The following is a 15,905-nucleotide window of genomic DNA, read 5'->3' as shown; positions in this document are numbered from 1 at the left end:
GAATTGAAGGCATCCGACGGCGAAATGCGCGACCATCACGGGGAGTTTGATTGTTGCCTGCGATCCGGGACGCAATCGGCCCTCGTCAAAACGAAAGAAGGCCGGACAAAGCCGGCCTTCTCGATACTTCAAGATAGACGAATGTCTCAGCGCTCCGAGAGCGCCTTGTAATCGCGCTTCGGCTCACCGGTATACAGCTGACGCGGACGGCCGATGCGCTGCTGCGGATCCTCGATCATCTCGTTCCACTGCGCGATCCAGCCGACGGTGCGGGCAAGCGCGAAGAGAACGGTGAACATGGTCGTCGGGAAGCCGAGCGCACGCAGCGTGATGCCCGAATAGAAGTCGACGTTCGGGTAGAGCTTCTTGTCGATGAAGTAGGGGTCGTTGAGAGCGATCTTCTCGAGCTCGAGTGCCACCTTCATCAGCGGATCGTCGGCATGGCCGGTCGCTTCGAGGACCTCGTACATGGTCTTCTGCATGATCTTGGCGCGCGGGTCGTAGTTCTTGTAGACCCGGTGGCCGAAGCCCATCAGACGGAACGGATCGTTCTTGTCCTTGGCCTTGGCGATGTATTCCGGAATGCGGTCGACCGAGCCGATTTCCTGCAGCATGTTGAGGGCAGCCTCGTTGGCGCCGCCATGGGCAGGGCCCCAAAGGCACGCGATACCGGCTGCGATGCAGGCGAACGGATTGGCGCCTGAAGAGCCGGCGAGACGCACGGTCGATGTCGAGGCGTTCTGCTCGTGATCGGCATGCAGGATGAAGATGCGGTCCATGGCGCGCGCCAGAACCGGGTTCACCTGATACTCTTCACAGGGCACGGCAAAGCACATGCGAAGGAAGTTCGACGCGTAATCGAGATCGTTCTTCGGGTAAACGAAGGGCTGGCCGACGTGATACTTGTAGGCCATGGCCGCGATCGTCGGCATCTTGGCGATCATGCGCAGCGAGGCGACCATGCGCTGATGCGGATCGGTGATGTCGGTCGAGTCGTGATAGAAGGCGGAGAGCGCGCCGACCGTACCGACCATGACCGCCATCGGATGGGCGTCACGGCGATAGCCGGAGAAGAACTTGCTCATCTGCTCGTGCACCATGGTGTGGTGCGTCACGCGATAGTCGAAGTCCTTCTTCTGCGCAGCCGTCGGCAGTTCGCCGTAGAGCAGCAGGTAGCAGACCTCGAGGAAGTCGCCCTTTTCAGCAAGCTGTTCGATCGGGTAGCCGCGATGCAGCAGCGTGCCTTCGTCGCCGTCGATATAGGTGATCTTGGATTCGCAGGATGCCGTGGACGTAAAGCCCGGATCGTAGGTGAACGTACCCGTGTGCTTGTAAAGGGCGCCGATGTCGATGACATCTGGGCCGATCGTGCCGGCCTTGACGCTCAGGTCGACCGTCTTGTCACCGAGTTTCAAAGAAGCGCTTTTGTCCGTCATGCTGATCCTCCGGAATTGGCGGGAAGGCGTCTTGAAAAAGCCGCCATCGGTTAAGCGTGTGATGTAGCTATATGATACCGAAGTTAATGCCAAGCTATCCAAAGGGCAAATTGTGCGTCGCGAAAACAGCAACAATCGAACCGAACGGTTCTAATCGTTTGAAGCCCGGATAGGCTGCGAAAACCCGATTCGTTACACGCATTGATTGCTGACGGTTTTCGCTTATTCTGTCTGCAGATGGGGTAGATCCGGCCGGGTGTGGCTGATGGGGGAAGTAGCGGAAATACAGGGGGAAGGGCACCTCCGGTCCGGTGGTATACCGGGCCGGCGAGACTTGCCTCGACCACTCGAAAAACGCGCAATGCCAGGTTTGACGACGATCGGCCGTGCTGTCGCCGCTCGCGCTGTTTTGCATCGCATTCTCAGGCAGGTTCGACAGTACGTCTCAGACGAAAGTCGGCACGGGCATTTTTTCCTCTTCGTGCCTGTCTGGCTCGGCGCGGGTGCTGCAATCTGGTTTTCCGTCGGGCAACCACCGCCGGCCATCGTCCTCGGACTGCTCCTTGCTTGCCTGGCTTTTGCACTTTTGCGGGCGATGCGCGACACCGTGGCGCATGTGGTCCTGTGGAGTTTGTGCCTGATCCTTCTCGGCATGCTGATGGCCGAATGGGAAACACGGCGAGCGTCCACCGTGATCCTCGATCAGCCGCTCGTCACCACGGTCACCGGGGTCGTCGAGCGACGGGAGCAGGGGGCGGGCGGTGAATGGCGTTACGTGTTACGCGTGATTCAGACCGCAGAGCCGAGCATCCGCCGGTCGCCGGGACGCGTGTCCCTCCTTGCCCGAAGCCAGCATGTGCCAGCTGCCATCGGCGAGCAATTGAGCGGCCGCGCCCGTCTGTCACCACCGTCAGGTCCGGCTTTGCCGGGATTGAACGACTTTAGCTTCCAAAGCTACTTCGCCGGCATCGGCGCTGTCGGCTTCTTCCTCGGTCCGCCCCAGGCCAAAACCTCCGCTTCATGGGAGGAAAAGGGTCTGTGGGCGCGCTTCGACGCGTCCCTGTTCTCGCTCCGGGATCGCATCTCAAACCGCATTCGCAGCATACTGCCCGGAGATCCCGGCGCCTTCGCCGCTGCGATCATTACCGGCGAACGCCGATCGATGTCGGAAGAGGCGACGGAGGCGCTGCGCGTCTCGGGCCTCGCCCATATCACCGCGATCTCGGGCCTCAACATGGCGCTTGCCGCCGGCATCTTCTTTGTCGGATTGCGAGGGCTTCTGAGCCTAATGCCGACCTTTGCCCACCGTTATCCGGTAAAGAAGATCGCGGCCGCCGGCGCGCTTCTGGCGACGACCGGCTATGTGCTCATTTCCGGCTACCAGGTCTCGGCGCTGCGGGCCTATCTGATGACGGCGGTCATGCTCGGCGCCGTCCTCTTCGACCGCCCGGCTGTCAGCCTCCACAATCTCGCGCTTGCGGCCACCGCGATCCTCGCGGTCCAGCCCTCGACCGTCATGGGGCCGAGTTTCCAGATGTCTTTCGCGGCGACTGCAGCCCTGATTGCCGGTTACGCCGGGTGGCGGGCGCGACCGCGCGCGATCCTGCCTAGGGCCCGATCGCTTGCCATGCGGATTGTGGCCGGGTTTGCCATTTTCGTCGGTGGTACACTGGCGACCTCCTTCATCGGCGGGGTCTCGACCGCAGTCTTTGCCATCAGCCATTTCCAGCGGCTGTCGACCCATGGACTGGAGGCAAACCTCGCCGCCATGCCGCTGATCTCGCTGGTCGTGATGCCGTCCGGCTTCATTGCCATGCTGCTCATGCCATTTGGCCTCGACGCGCCGTTCTTCTGGATCATGGGCCAGGGCCTGGAAATGGTGCTCATTGTCGCTCACACCGTCTCCGGCTGGGGCAGCGGTTACGTCTTCCCGCGTCTGCCGGCATGGTTCATGCCCGGCGCAATCGCCGGCATGCTCTTGCTGATGCTACTCAGAACCCCGATCAGGCATGTCGGCACGGCTCTCATCGTCGCAACGCTCGCTGCTGCCTTCCTTGCTCCACGACCCCCGGGTGGCGACCTGATGATCAGCGAGGACGCTCGGTTGGTCGCGATTCGGGTCGCAAATGACGACACGTCCATCATTGCAATCAACCGAGCCCGCCCGCCCGCCTTCATCTTCGATCAATGGCGACCCGTGCTCGGCATCGATGAACCAAGGCGCCCGCTGATGCTCGAGACCGCCCCCCTGCCGCCAGCGCCAGAATGGCGTACTGGCCAAACCCTGTCGGAGGAGCAGCGCAAACTCGCAGACGCTGTATTTGATAGCCTACTTAAGGCCGCCGGGAGAGAACAGTTCACCTGCGTAAAGCAGGCCTGTGCCATCAGACTGGAGAACGGCAACACGCTGCTGACGCTGGAACGCCCGGACCTCATCGGCGCAGCCTGCGACCGCGCTGATATCGTGGTTCTGTCGGCGCGCACGCGCGTCAAAACCTGCCGCTCTGGCGCGCTCCTGATTTCCGAGGCGAGCCAGCGCGCAACCGGCTCCCTCGAGGTCGCGGGCCTAGCCACCACCTCACAAGCCATGACGGTCAGGTCAGCGCTCGACGGACCCTCAAGACCCTGGACGGCGCACCGTCTCTACGACTGGCGCAGCGGCCTTTCCGATAACACGCATGAATTTGCGGGTCCGACTAGGAACGTCCGACCGAGGCCGGAGCCCGATCAGTGATAGCGGCGAATGAGGCCCACCAGCTTGCCCTGGATCTTGACGCGATCCGGCGGGAAGATGCGGGTTTCGTAGGCCGGATTGGCGGCCTCCAGCGCAATCGATGCGCCGCGGCGGCGGAAGCGTTTGAGTGTCGCCTCCTCGTCGTCGACGAGCGCCACGATGATGTCACCGGGATTGGCGTTCGAGGCATTGCGGATGATGACCGTATCGCCGTCAAGAATACCGGCCTCAATCATCGAATCGCCCTTGACCTCAAGCGCGTAGTGATCGCCCGCGCCGATCATCTCCGCCGGTACCGTGATGTCGTGAGTGTTGTTCTGAATGGCTGAAATTGGCACACCGGCTGCGATTCGGCCCATGACCGGAACCGAGACGGACGAGCCGTTGTCTTCGACGGGCGGCTTTGTCAGTGCTGGCGCCGGCGGCGTCTTGCCGAGGCTGCCCTCGATCACGCTCGGCGCAAAGCCGCGGCGCGGCTGGATGCTTGGCGAATAGGCTTCCGGAAGCTTGATGACCTCCAGTGCACGAGCCCGGTTCGGCAAGCGTCGGATGAAGCCGCGTTCCTCGAGCGCCGTGATCAGGCGATGGATCCCGGATTTCGATGCGAGGTCCAGCGCATCCTTCATCTCGTCGAAGGACGGCGGGACACCCGATTCCTTCATCCGTTCATGGATGAAGAGAAGCAGTTCCTGTTGCTTGCGCGTCAGCATATGCGGTGCCCCCGAGGTGAAACAAATACAGAACAGACACTATATGTTCCAGTTGTGTTCCGCAAGGGGATAAATTTTTGTGAAGAGCCAGTGATAAAATGCGATAGCCGCGGACAAAGGTCTTGAAACTGTCGGATTTTGGCGTGTTGCAGGGGAGAGTGCAGATCCGCCCCCACACATCAGGCAAACCGCCCTCAAGGATGCTGTAAATGCTGAAGGATATCGAGAAGCTCGTTCTAGGAAAGTCGTCATCCGATCTTTCGTCAGCAGAGCAGAAGGTGCTGAAGCGGGCGCGCGAGCGACGCACGGTGTCGACCAATGCCGGCGAGGACTTTCTGGCTCATGCCACGTTCGGCCAGCGGGTCGCTGATGGCATCGCACGGGTCGGTGGTTCCTGGGGTTTCATCATCGGCTTCATGCTGTTTTTGGTCGCCTGGGTCATCCTCAACACGGTGATTCTGGCAACAGGTGCGCTCGATCCCTATCCGTTCATCTTCCTGAACCTGCTCTTGTCGATGCTCGCCGCCATCCAGGCACCCATCATCATGATGAGCCAGAACCGCCAGACCGAGCGGGATCGCTTCATGGCGGCGAAAGACTACGAGATCAATCTCAAGGCAGAGATCGAGGTATTGGCCTTGCACCACAAGATCGACGAGGAGGTGGTGAAAGAGCTGCGCGAGGCGCGCCAGGAGATTAATGCGCTGCGCCAGGCGATCGAGACCCTTTCAAGCAAGGCGCACAATTCTCAAGACTGAAGAATTAATCGAGAGCAAACATGTCCAATCCCATTTCCTCAGCCCGCGCCATCGATCATCTCGTCCTGCCGGTCTTCGAGCTCGAAACCGCCCGCGACAGGCTCGGGCGTCTCGGCTTTACCGTTGCGGCGGATGCCCGCCACCCGTTCGGCACGGAGAATGCCTGTGTGTTCTTCGCTGACGACACCTATCTGGAACCGCTGGCGGTCGGCAGCCGAGAGGACTGTCTGGAAGCAGCGCGCATGGGCAATGTCTTTGTCGCTCGCGATCAGGCCTTTCGCTTTCGACGAGGCGAGGGCCTCTCCGCCATTGTCGTGAAGACGCACGACGCGTTGGCTGACGATTCGCAGTATCGCCAAGACGGCATGAGCCCCGGCCCTGTGCTTGATTTCGCACGCCAGTTTCGTTTTCCGGATGGGCGGACCGCGGAGGGTTCGTTCCGCCTCGCCTTTGCCGCAGACCTGCGCGCGCCTGATTTTTTCGCCTTCGCCTGTCAGCGCATCAACCCGCTCCCGACCGATCGGGGGCCCCTGCTCGTACATGCCAATGGCGCAGCAGGGATTCGAAGCGTGGTGCTGGTCGAAGAAAACCCGAGCGACTTCCAATATCTGCTGGAAATGGTCCTCGATCAGCGCGATGTCACGGCCCATTCCTTCGGCATCTCCATCCAGGCCGCCCATACGTCCGTCGATGTCCTGACACCGGAGGGTTTCCGGCTTCACTTCGGACAGGACGTGGCGGTCTCGGAACGGGGGCTCGTCGGGGCAGCCGTGGTTTTCGCGGTTGATGATCTCGGCGTGACAGAAGCCTGCCTCGCTGCTAAGGGCGTCACCTATCAAAAAACGGGCGCACGCCTCGTCGTCGCGCCGGAAGAGGGGCAGGGTGTTACCTTTGCCTTCGAGGAGTTGAAATGAGCGTGTCCCCCAATTCGGAAGTCGTCGTTGGCGAAGGCGCGGCCAAGGCCGTCTTCTCCCAGAAGGGCCGTTTTGCCTTGATCGCTGGTCCCTGCCAGATGGAAAGCCGCGACCATGCCTTCATGATCGCCGGCCAGCTCGTCGAGCTCTGCCGCGAACTCGGACTCGGCCTTGTCTACAAGTCATCCTTCGACAAGGCGAACCGCACCTCGCTGTCTGCTGAGCGCGGCATTGGCCTGGAAACGGCAATGGAAGTCTTCGCCGACATCAAGAAGGAATTCGGCGTTCCGGTTCTCACCGACATCCACACGGAAGAGCAATGCACCGCCGTTGCCCCGACCGTTGATATCCTGCAGATCCCGGCCTTCCTCTGCCGCCAGACAGACCTGCTGGTGGCTGCGGCGAAGACCGGTCGCGCGATCAACGTCAAGAAGGGCCAGTTCCTGGCGCCCTGGGACATGAAAAATGTCCTGAACAAGATCACCGGTTCCGGCAATCCGAACGTCCTGCTCTGCGAGCGTGGTGCCTCCTTCGGCTACAACACGCTGGTCTCCGACATGCGCTCGCTGCCGATCATGGCGGCCATGGGCGCACCTGTCGTGTTCGACGCCACCCATTCGGTCCAGCAGCCGGGCGGGCAGGGTGGGTCCTCTGGTGGCCAGCGGGAATTCGTCGAAACGCTGGCTCGTGCAGCTGTTGCCGTCGGTGTCGGTGGTCTCTTCATCGAGACTCATCAGGATCCGGACAACGCACCGTCAGATGGCCCGAACATGGTCAAGATCACGGACATGCGTCGTCTGCTCGAAAAACTCATCGCCTTCGACGACATCGCCAAGGCATCCTGATCGTCCTATCGCGGCGCTTCAATCGGTTGAACCGGAAGCGCCGGAGGTCATCGCCGTTTAAATCGATTAGATTTCGTTCGTTTCGGCTCTGATCCGTCATTGTATTTTCCCGATCATCGGATAAGAGAGGATGACTCAACGGGCGGGTCCGCTGGCTTCTGGCTTGCGATCGGCCTACCGAGCCTTGTCCAATTTCCGTCTACAGGGAGCGAACATGACCGCCATCACCGACATCATCGGCCGCGAGATCCTCGACAGCCGTGGCAACCCGACCGTCGAGGTCGACGTCTATCTCGAAGATGGCAGCATGGGCCGCGCTGCGGTTCCCTCGGGCGCATCGACCGGCGCGCATGAAGCCGTCGAGCTGCGTGACGGTGGTTCGCGCTATCTCGGCAAGGGCGTCGAAAAGGCGGTCGAAGCCGTGAACGGCGAGATCTATGATGCGATCGGCGGTCACGATGCCGAGAACCAGATCCAGATCGACAACCTGATGATCCAGCTCGATGGCACGCCGAACAAGGCGCGCCTCGGCGCCAATGCCATCCTCGGCGTCTCGCTCGCCGTCGCCAAGGCTGCAGCCCAGTCCTCTGGCCTGCCGCTCTACCGTTACGTCGGCGGCCCGAACGCCCATGTCCTGCCGGTTCCGATGATGAACATCATCAATGGCGGCGCGCATGCTGACAACCCGATCGACTTCCAGGAATTCATGATCGTTCCTGTCGGTGCCGACAGCATCCGCGACGCCGTTCGCATGGGTTCGGAAGTCTTTCACACGCTGAAGAAGCAGCTCGCTGCCGACGGCCACAACACGAATGTCGGTGATGAAGGTGGTTTTGCGCCCGGTCTGGCATCAGCGCCTGCCGCCCTCGACTTCATCATGAAGTCGATCGAAAAGGCCGGCTACCGTCCGGGTGAAGATATGCATATCGCGCTCGATTGCGCCTCGACCGAATTCTTCAAGGACGGCAAGTATGTGCTGGAAGGTGAAGGCCGCACGCTGGAGCCGGAAGCCATGGCCGAGTACCTCGCCGAGCTTGCTGCCAAATACCCGATCTTCTCGATCGAAGACGGCATGGCCGAAGACGACTGGGACGGCTGGAAGGCACTCACCGACAAGGTCGGCAAGAAGATCCAGCTCGTCGGCGACGATCTCTTCGTCACCAATTCGGCCCGCCTGCGCGACGGCATCAAGATGGGCGTGGCCAACTCCATCCTGGTCAAGGTCAACCAGATCGGTTCGCTGTCGGAAACCCTCGACGCCGTTTCGACCGCGCACCGCGCCGCCTACACGGCCGTGATGTCGCACCGCTCGGGTGAAACCGAGGACTCGACGATTGCCGATCTCGCGGTTGCCACCAACTGCGGCCAGATCAAGACGGGTTCGCTTGCCCGCTCTGACCGTACCGCCAAGTACAACCAGCTGATCCGCATAGAGGAAGAACTCGGACCGCAGGCCGTCTACGCAGGCTCGTCGATCCTGCGCGGCTGATCTCGGTCGAATTCCTTCGAAGCCCGTGCCGGTTCCCCGGCGCGGGCTTTTTCTTTTGCGCTGCGATTAGGGTCAACGGTCGGTTAAGATCTGACGGTTACTCTTGCGACAAGTTTCGCGTTTCAGGGCATTTGTCGGCATGTGGACCAGGCATCACAAGAAGAAGAAATACGGCCGTCTTATTCTTCCCGCTATCACCGTCGCTTTCCTGTCCTATTTCGGCTACCATTCCATCCATGGTGATTACGGCCTCAGGGCGGGGCAAGAATTCGAGCGCATCCGGCAGGAGCGTGCATCGGAGCTTGAGGCGCTCGTGGCCCAGCGAACCGTTCTTGAAAAGGATGTCAGTCTCTTGAGTGACGGCTCTCTCGATGAGGATATCATCGACGAAAAGGCGCGTTATCAGCTCAACATGTCGCGTCCGGACGAAATCGTCATCTTCAACACCTATTTCTGATTAACCTGAATTGAGTTAATCGTAAATTTTTTAGTCATTACAGTTGCTTGCGGCGAATGTGAGCCATGCATTTATGGCATTGCCGCCGTCCTCTTTCTTCCCTATTCTGTCCCCAACTCTGGACCATAATAAACCCATGGGAGGGATGCATGGCGCCTCGCAAGCCAGCAGCTGCGAACGGTCGGAAGTCTTCGGCCAAGTCGGCCGGCAAGGAATTCACCGGAAAAAACGCACCCGAATTCGGCGCGGATGAAGAGCTTCACGCCTATCGTGAAATGCTTCTGATCCGCCGTTTCGAAGAGAAGGCCGGCCAGCTTTACGGCATGGGCTTCATCGGGGGCTTCTGTCACCTCTATATCGGCCAGGAAGCTGTCGTTGTCGGCATGCAGATGGCGCAGAAGGAAGGTGATCAGGTCATCACCGCCTATCGCGACCACGGACATATGCTGGCAGCGGGCTTGAGCGCCCGCGGCGTCATGGCCGAGCTCACGGGCCGTCGCAGCGGCCTGTCGAAGGGCAAGGGCGGCTCCATGCACATGTTCTCGAAAGAGAAGCATTTCTATGGTGGCCATGGCATCGTCGGCGCGCAGGTTTCGCTCGGAACCGGTCTTGCATTTGCCAACAAGTATCGCGGCAATGACAATGTTGCTGTTGCCTATTTCGGCGACGGCGCTGCAAACCAGGGCCAGGTCTACGAGAGCTTCAACATGGCTGCCCTTTGGCAGCTGCCGATCATCTACATCGTTGAGAACAACCGTTACGCCATGGGCACCTCGACGGCGCGCGCCACGGCACAGTCGAACTATTCGCTGCGCGGCTCCGGCTTCGGCATCCCCGGCGTCCAGGTTGACGGTATGGATGTGCGCGCGGTGAAGGCGGCCGCCGATGAGGCGCTTGAACATTGCCGCTCCGGCAAGGGTCCGATCATTCTTGAAATGCTGACCTATCGCTATCGCGGTCACTCGATGTCAGACCCGGCGAAGTATCGCTCCAAGGAAGAAGTGCAGAAGATGCGGTCGGAGCAGGATCCGATCGAACAGGTCAAGGCTCGTCTCCTCGAGAATGGCTGGGCCTCAGAAGACCAGCTCAAGGCGATCGACAAGGATGTGCGCGACATTGTTGCGGACAGCGCCGATTTCGCCCAGGCCGATCCGGAGCCGGATGTTTCCGAGCTCTACACCGACATTCTTCTGTAATCGGGGAGGGAACCCATGCCGATCGAAATTTTGATGCCCGCCCTTTCTCCGACAATGGAAGAAGGCACGCTTTCCAAGTGGATCAAGCAGGAAGGCGACACCGTAAAGTCTGGCGACGTGATCGCCGAGATCGAGACCGACAAGGCGACCATGGAAGTGGAAGCCGTTGATGAAGGCGTGCTCGGCAAGTTGCTGATTGCGGCCGGCACCGAGAACGTCAAGGTCAATACGCCGATCGCCGTTCTGCTTCAGGATGGTGAAAGTGCCGATGCGGCACCTGCTCCGAAGGCAGCGCCTGCTGCCGCCGAGCCTGTATCCGCACCGGCAGCTGAAGCGCCTGCTGCTGCTGCCGTTCCGGCTGCTCCGAAGGTTGAAGTCGCTGCCGATCCGGACGTCCCGGCCGGCACCGAAATGGTGACGATGACGGTGCGTGAAGCGCTGCGCGAAGCCATGGCCGAGGAAATGCGCGCCAATCCTGACGTCTTCATCATGGGTGAAGAAGTCGCTGAATATCAGGGCGCCTACAAGATCACGCAGGGGCTTCTGCAGGAATTCGGCGCCCAGCGCGTGGTCGACACCCCGATCACCGAGCATGGCTTTGCCGGTCTCGGCGTTGGTGCGGCAATGGCCGGCCTGAAGCCGATCGTCGAATTCATGACCTTCAACTTCGCCATGCAGGCGATCGACCACATCATCAACTCGGCTGCCAAGACGCTCTACATGTCCGGCGGCCAGATGGGTGCCCCGATCGTCTTCCGTGGTCCGAACGGCGCAGCTGCCCGCGTTGGCGCCCAGCACAGCCAGGACTACGCTGCCTGGTACAGCCAGATCCCGGGCCTGAAGGTCGTGATGCCCTACACGGCGGCTGACGCCAAGGGGCTGCTGAAGGCGGCCATCCGCGATCCGAACCCGGTCATCTTCCTGGAAAACGAAATCCTCTACGGTCACTCCTTCGAAGTGCCGAAGATGGATGACTTCGTCCTGCCGATCGGCAAAGCACGCATCCACAAGACCGGCAAGGACGCGACCATCGTTTCCTTCGGTATCGGCATGACCTATTCGGTCAAGGCCGTCGAGGAGCTGGCGAAGGAAGGCATCGACGTCGAACTGATCGACCTTCGGACCATCCGTCCGATGGACCTGCCGACCGTCATCGAATCCGTCAAGAAGACCGGTCGCCTGGTCACCGTCGAGGAAGGCTATCCGCAGTCCTCCGTCGGCACCGAAATTGCGACCCGCGTCATGCAGCAGGCCTTCGACTATCTGGATGCGCCGATCCTGACGATCGCCGGCAAGGATGTTCCGATGCCGTATGCGGCCAATCTTGAAAAGCTGGCACTGCCGAGCGTTGCCGAAGTCGTTCAGGCCGTCAAAACCGTCTGCTACAAGTAAGGGGGCAAGGTCATGCCGATCAATATCACCATGCCGGCCCTGTCTCCGACGATGGAAGAGGGCAATCTGGCCAAGTGGCTGGTCAAGGAAGGCGACAAGGTCAAGTCCGGCGACGTGATCGCCGAGATCGAGACCGACAAGGCGACCATGGAAGTGGAAGCCGTCGATGAAGGCATCGTCGCAAAGATCGTTGTTCCCGCCGGCACAGAGGCCGTGAAGGTCAACGCGCTGATCGCGATCCTCGCCGAGGAAGGCGAGGACGTCGCAGCCGCCGCTGCTGGTGGCGGATCTTCCGCGCCGAAGGCTGAGGCGGCTCCTGCTCCGAAGGCGGAAGCAGCACCTGCGCCCGCCACAGCTGCAGCTGTAGCGCCGGCTCCTGCTGCCGCGTCGGCTGCTCCGGCAGCGTCGAGCGGGGAACGGGTCTTTGCCTCGCCGCTCGCCCGTCGCCTCGCCAAGGAAGCCGGTCTCGACTTGAAGGCAGTCTCTGGCTCCGGACCGAAGGGCCGCGTCGTCAAGAGCGACGTCGAAAAGGCCGTGAGCACCGGTGGTGCAAAGGCTGCCCCGGCGCCAGCAGCAGCGTCAACTGCTGCAGCTACCCCGGTTATGGCCAAGGGCGCCTCGGAAGAAGCTGTTCTCAAGAACTTCGCCGAAGGCTCCTACGAGCTCGTGCCGCATGACGGCATGCGCAAGACGATCGCCAAGCGCCTGCAGGAATCCAAACAGACAATTCCGCATTTCTACGTCTCCGTGGATTGCGAACTGGATGCGCTGCTGGCACTTCGTGCCCAGCTCAATGCAGCAGCCCCCGAAAAAGACGGCAAGCCGGCCTACAAGCTCTCGGTCAACGACATGGTGATCAAGGCACTGGCTCTCGCGCTGCGCGACGTGCCGGATGCCAACGTTTCCTGGACCGATACCAACATGGTCAAGCACAAGCATGCCGATGTTGGCGTGGCGGTCTCGATCCCCGGCGGCCTGATCACTCCGATCATCCGCAAGGCGGAGGAAAAGAGCCTGTCCACCATCTCCAACGAGATGAAGGACCTCGGCAAGCGCGCCAAGGACCGCAAGCTGAAGCCCGAGGAATACCAGGGCGGCACGACTGCCGTGTCCAACATGGGCATGATGGGCGTGAAGAGCTTCTCGGCCGTGGTCAACCCGCCGCATGCAACGATCCTTGCGATCGGTGCCGGCGAAGAGCGGGTCGTGGTCAAGAACGGCGAGATGAAGATCGCCAATGTCATGACCGTGACGCTCTCGACCGACCATCGCTGCGTCGATGGCGCGCTCGGGGCCGAACTGCTCGGTGCCTTCAAGCGCTACATCGAAAATCCGATGGGCATGCTGGTCTGAACCGGGGGCGGTTAAGATGAAGACCGTTCTCGCTTACGGCGACAGCCTGACATGGGGATATGACCCGGTGAATCTGGGTCGCCATGCCTATGAGGTCCGCTGGACGAGTGTCTTGCAAAAGGCGCTCGGCCACGGGGTCAGGGTGATCGCCGAGGGCTTGAACGGTCGTACCACCGCCTATGACGACCATCTGGGCGATTGCGAGCGCAACGGAACCAAGCTGCTTCCGACGCTTCTCGCAACGCACAAGCCGATCGATCTTGTGATCATCATGCTGGGGACGAATGACCTCAAGCGGGGCATTCAGGGCACGGCCATCGGCGCGACCAGTGGCGTCAAGCGGCTGGTCAAGCTCGTTCAGAAGCACGACTGGGGTTTCGAGTTCGACGAGCCCGAAATCCTGGTCGTCGCGCCGCCGGCGATCCGCGAGACGGCCAATTCGGTGTTTGGCGCCATGTTCAACCACTCGGTGGACGAAGGCGCCATGCTCGCCAGCATGTACCGCGATGCGGCAGACGAATCGGGATGCGCCTTCTTCGACGCAGGATCGGTCGCAGAGACCACGCCGCTCGACGGCATCCATCTCGATGCTGAAAACACCCGTGCGATCGGTCGCGGTCTTGAGCCTGTCGTCCGCATGATGCTTGGGCTTTGAAGAAAGACCGCATCCTGCATCCTCTGGCAGGGCGCGTTGATCAAAATCAAGGAGGTCTTGTGCGCTGCGTCTAACCTGTACCCATCAACCCCGACAAGAGGAGATGGGATCATGTCGAACACACCGCACGAACTGGCAGTGGAATTCCCGGAACACGTCGCGCTGATGCGTCATCTGAAAGAAACGGATGGGCATTTTGCAAGATTGTTCGAAACCTATCATGAGGTGAACCGGGCCATCCACCGCGCCGAAACCGATATCGAGCCTGCAGACGACTTCCACATCGTGGAAATGCGCAAGAAGCGGATGCAGCTCAAGGATGAAATCTACGGGATGCTGGTTCGTCACGAACCGGAAGCCGAGACACCCGCAGCCTGAGGGTTTCGCTTCCAGTCCCGAAACGGGCCTCCGTGAGAATGGAGGCTCGCAGGAAACCGAGGAGTGGAAGCACCTATGTCGAACGCTTACGACGTCATCATCATTGGCTCCGGCCCCGGCGGCTACGTCACCGCCATCCGTGCCGCCCAGCTCGGACTGAAAACCGCGATCGTTGAGCGCGAGCATCTGGGCGGCATCTGCCTGAACTGGGGCTGCATCCCGACAAAAGCGCTGCTGCGCTCAGCCGAGATCCTCGATCACGCCAACCATGCGAAATCCTACGGCCTGACGCTGAACGGCACCATGACAGCCGACGTGAAGGAAGTCGTCGCCCGCTCCCGCGGTGTCTCTGCCCGCCTCAATGGTGGCATCGGCTTCCTGATGAAGAAGAACAAGATCGACGTGATCTGGGGCGAAGCCAAGTTGACCAAGCCCGGCGAAATCGTCGTCGGCAAGATGTCGAAGCCTGTCGTTGAGCCGCAACACCCGGTTCCGAAGGGCGTGCTGGGTGAAGGCACCTACACCGCCAAGCACATCATCGTTGCGACCGGTGCCCGTCCGCGTGCACTCCCTGGCATCGAGCCGGATGGCAAGCTGATCTGGACCTATTTCGAGGCGATGAAGCCGGACTTCATGCCGAAGTCGCTTGTTGTCATGGGATCGGGCGCGATCGGCATCGAATTTGCCTCCTTCTACCGCTCCATGGGCGTCGACGTCACCGTCGTCGAGCTGATGGCCAACATCATGCCGGTCGAGGATGTGGAGATTTCTACCTTCGCCCGCAAGCAGCTTGAAAAGCGCGGCCTGAAGATCATTACCGAAGCCAAGGTCTCCAAGGTCGAGAAGGGTGCAAATTCCATCACCGCCCATGTCGAGACCAAGGACGGCAAGGTGCAGACTATCACCGCTGACCGCCTGATCTCCGCCGTCGGCGTTCAGGGCAATATCGAGAACCTCGGCCTCGAAACGCTCGGCGTAAAGACCGATCGCGGCTGCATCGTCATCGACGGCTATGGCAAGACCAACGTGCCGGGCCTCTATGCGATCGGCGACGTTGCCGGCCCGCCGATGCTCGCCCACAAGGCCGAGCATGAAGGCGTCATCTGCATCGAGAAGATCGCGGGCCTGCCGAATGTTCACCCGATGGACAAGGCCAAGATCCCGGGCTGCACCTATTGCAACCCGCAGGTCGCCTCGGTTGGTCTGACCGAAGCCAAAGCCAAGGAACAGGGCCGTGAAATCCGCGTTGGTCGCTATTCCTTCGCCGCCAACGGCAAGGCGATCGCGCTCGGCGAAGACCAGGGCATGATCAAGACGATCTTCGACAAGAAGACCGGCGAACTCATCGGTGCGCACATGGTCGGCACGGAAGTGACCGAACTTATCCAGGGCTTCGTTGTCGCGATGAACCTCGAGACGACAGAGGAAGAGCTGATGCACACGATCTTCCCGCATCCGACGCTGTCGGAAATGATGAAGGAAAGCGTGCTCGATGCCTACGGCCGGGTGCTGAACGCCTGAAGCAAGGTTGTGAAACGGGACCTCGCCGCCTATATGGGCGGCAGGTTCCAAATTGACGATCCAAAGG

The 15,905-nt window shown here is 60.8% G+C and carries 14 protein-coding genes; 12 read left to right on the top strand and 2 right to left on the bottom strand.

All coding sequences use genetic code 11. The features are described 5' to 3' along the window. Positions 1-146: 146 nt before the first annotated feature. A complete protein-coding gene (gene gltA, locus BSY240_RS03460) occupies positions 147-1,436 on the bottom strand; it encodes a citrate synthase (protein ID WP_054148057.1) in 1,290 nt (429 codons plus the stop codon). Positions 1,437-1,797: 361 nt separating this feature from the next. Between gltA and BSY240_RS03455 the strand changes: the two genes are divergently transcribed. Then, positions 1,798-4,170, top strand: coding sequence for a ComEC/Rec2 family competence protein (locus BSY240_RS03455; protein WP_069041426.1), 2,373 nt, complete (start codon positions 1,798-1,800; stop codon positions 4,168-4,170). On the opposite strand, the gene lexA is transcribed toward BSY240_RS03455, so the two are convergent. Continuing rightward, positions 4,164-4,880 carry a transcriptional repressor LexA gene (gene lexA, locus BSY240_RS03450; protein ID WP_054148058.1) on the bottom strand — a complete coding sequence of 239 codons (717 nt, stop codon included), beginning with the start codon at positions 4,878-4,880 and terminating at the stop codon, positions 4,164-4,166. The genes BSY240_RS03455 and lexA overlap by 7 nt on opposite strands. A gap of 209 nt (positions 4,881-5,089) precedes the next feature. Here lexA and BSY240_RS03445 point away from each other — a divergent pair, with 209 nt between their 5' ends. From BSY240_RS03445 to lpdA, 11 genes are all read left to right on the top strand, one after another. Then, the gene (locus BSY240_RS03445; RefSeq protein WP_069041425.1) at positions 5,090-5,638 is read left to right on the top strand and encodes a DUF1003 domain-containing protein; all 549 of its coding nucleotides are present in this window, start codon (positions 5,090-5,092) and stop codon (positions 5,636-5,638) included. 20 nt (positions 5,639-5,658) lie between these two features. Continuing rightward, positions 5,659-6,552 carry a VOC family protein gene (locus tag BSY240_RS03440; RefSeq protein ID WP_069041424.1) on the top strand — a complete coding sequence of 298 codons (894 nt, stop codon included), beginning with the start codon at positions 5,659-5,661 and terminating at the stop codon, positions 6,550-6,552. Next, positions 6,549-7,397, top strand: a complete 849-nt coding sequence (gene kdsA, locus BSY240_RS03435; RefSeq protein WP_069041423.1) for a 3-deoxy-8-phosphooctulonate synthase — start codon at positions 6,549-6,551, stop codon at positions 7,395-7,397. The genes BSY240_RS03440 and kdsA overlap by 4 nt, the downstream gene beginning before the upstream one ends. Positions 7,398-7,611: 214 nt before the next feature. Beyond that, on the top strand, positions 7,612-8,886 hold the full coding sequence (gene eno / locus BSY240_RS03430; protein WP_054148062.1) for a phosphopyruvate hydratase: 1,275 nt from the start codon (positions 7,612-7,614) through the stop codon (positions 8,884-8,886). Positions 8,887-9,025: 139 nt separating this feature from the next. Then, positions 9,026-9,343, top strand: coding sequence for an FtsB family cell division protein (locus BSY240_RS03425; RefSeq protein ID WP_054148063.1), 318 nt, complete (start codon positions 9,026-9,028; stop codon positions 9,341-9,343). Between the two features lie 149 nt (positions 9,344-9,492). Next, positions 9,493-10,539: a pyruvate dehydrogenase (acetyl-transferring) E1 component subunit alpha gene (gene pdhA / locus BSY240_RS03420; RefSeq protein ID WP_054148064.1), complete on the top strand. Its 1,047-nt coding sequence runs from the start codon at positions 9,493-9,495 to the stop codon at positions 10,537-10,539. A 15-nt stretch (positions 10,540-10,554) separates the two neighbouring features. Next, a complete protein-coding gene (locus BSY240_RS03415) occupies positions 10,555-11,931 on the top strand; it encodes a pyruvate dehydrogenase complex E1 component subunit beta (protein WP_054148065.1) in 1,377 nt (458 codons plus the stop codon). A gap of 12 nt (positions 11,932-11,943) precedes the next feature. Then, on the top strand, positions 11,944-13,284 hold the full coding sequence (locus BSY240_RS03410; RefSeq protein WP_069041422.1) for a pyruvate dehydrogenase complex dihydrolipoamide acetyltransferase: 1,341 nt from the start codon (positions 11,944-11,946) through the stop codon (positions 13,282-13,284). A gap of 16 nt (positions 13,285-13,300) precedes the next feature. Continuing rightward, entirely contained in the window at positions 13,301-13,939 is a 639-nt protein-coding gene (locus BSY240_RS03405) for an SGNH/GDSL hydrolase family protein (protein WP_069041421.1), read from the top strand. Positions 13,940-14,050: 111 nt separating this feature from the next. Next, complete coding sequence (locus BSY240_RS03400) at positions 14,051-14,317, top strand: YdcH family protein (RefSeq protein WP_069041420.1); 267 nt, start codon at positions 14,051-14,053, stop codon at positions 14,315-14,317. Positions 14,318-14,392: 75 nt separating this feature from the next. Continuing rightward, positions 14,393-15,838 carry a dihydrolipoyl dehydrogenase gene (gene lpdA, locus BSY240_RS03395; RefSeq protein WP_069041419.1) on the top strand — a complete coding sequence of 482 codons (1,446 nt, stop codon included), beginning with the start codon at positions 14,393-14,395 and terminating at the stop codon, positions 15,836-15,838. The last annotated feature ends 67 nt before the right edge of the window (positions 15,839-15,905 follow it).

The organism is Agrobacterium sp. RAC06 (genome assembly GCF_001713475.1).
Classification (GTDB): Bacteria; Pseudomonadota; Alphaproteobacteria; order Rhizobiales; family Rhizobiaceae; genus Allorhizobium.
Note: the sequence above shows the minus strand (reverse complement) of the source record. Positions and strands in the feature narration are given on the sequence as shown.

Coding starts and splice junctions, on each gene's coding strand:
- gltA (WP_054148057.1), bottom strand. CDS start 1,436: ATGACGGACAAAAGCGCTTCTTTGAAACTCGGTGACAAGACGGTCGAC.
- BSY240_RS03455 (WP_069041426.1), top strand. CDS start 1,798: ATGCCAGGTTTGACGACGATCGGCCGTGCTGTCGCCGCTCGCGCTGTT.
- lexA (WP_054148058.1), bottom strand. CDS start 4,880: ATGCTGACGCGCAAGCAACAGGAACTGCTTCTCTTCATCCATGAACGG.
- BSY240_RS03445 (WP_069041425.1), top strand. CDS start 5,090: ATGCTGAAGGATATCGAGAAGCTCGTTCTAGGAAAGTCGTCATCCGAT.
- BSY240_RS03440 (WP_069041424.1), top strand. CDS start 5,659: ATGTCCAATCCCATTTCCTCAGCCCGCGCCATCGATCATCTCGTCCTG.
- kdsA (WP_069041423.1), top strand. CDS start 6,549: ATGAGCGTGTCCCCCAATTCGGAAGTCGTCGTTGGCGAAGGCGCGGCC.
- eno (WP_054148062.1), top strand. CDS start 7,612: ATGACCGCCATCACCGACATCATCGGCCGCGAGATCCTCGACAGCCGT.
- BSY240_RS03425 (WP_054148063.1), top strand. CDS start 9,026: ATGTGGACCAGGCATCACAAGAAGAAGAAATACGGCCGTCTTATTCTT.
- pdhA (WP_054148064.1), top strand. CDS start 9,493: ATGGCGCCTCGCAAGCCAGCAGCTGCGAACGGTCGGAAGTCTTCGGCC.
- BSY240_RS03415 (WP_054148065.1), top strand. CDS start 10,555: ATGCCGATCGAAATTTTGATGCCCGCCCTTTCTCCGACAATGGAAGAA.
- BSY240_RS03410 (WP_069041422.1), top strand. CDS start 11,944: ATGCCGATCAATATCACCATGCCGGCCCTGTCTCCGACGATGGAAGAG.
- BSY240_RS03405 (WP_069041421.1), top strand. CDS start 13,301: ATGAAGACCGTTCTCGCTTACGGCGACAGCCTGACATGGGGATATGAC.
- BSY240_RS03400 (WP_069041420.1), top strand. CDS start 14,051: ATGTCGAACACACCGCACGAACTGGCAGTGGAATTCCCGGAACACGTC.
- lpdA (WP_069041419.1), top strand. CDS start 14,393: ATGTCGAACGCTTACGACGTCATCATCATTGGCTCCGGCCCCGGCGGC.